This is a genomic window from Xanthomonas sp. SHU 308 (assembly GCF_000364645.1).
Classification (GTDB): Bacteria; Pseudomonadota; Gammaproteobacteria; order Xanthomonadales; family Xanthomonadaceae; genus Xanthomonas_A; species Xanthomonas_A sontii.
The window spans coordinates 1-220 of the sequence record NZ_AQOK01000750.1; the positions used below are offsets into that span (position 1 = coordinate 1).

General features: G+C 77.7%; 1 protein-coding gene. It reads right to left on the reverse strand.

What is annotated here, in order from left to right:
• A partial coding sequence (locus D588_RS25620; protein ID WP_157836497.1) for a hypothetical protein occupies positions 1-220 on the reverse strand: 220 nt, incomplete at both ends.

A 220-nucleotide genomic window follows, 5' to 3' on the forward strand; every position in this document is an offset into this window, starting at 1 on the left:
CCCGGCCTCGGCGGCCAGGTCGACGGCGCGGCGGCCGCTCTGGTCCGGCTGCGCCGGCGCCACGCCCAGCTCCAGCAGGCGCCGGATCAGCCCGGGGGCGACGTGGTCGGCGGTGCAGGCCAGCAGGATCGCGTTGCGGCCATCGCCATCGACCGCAACCAGGTCAGGCTTGTGCGGCAGCAGCCGTTCCAGCACCGCCACGCGGCCGTGGCGGGCGGGT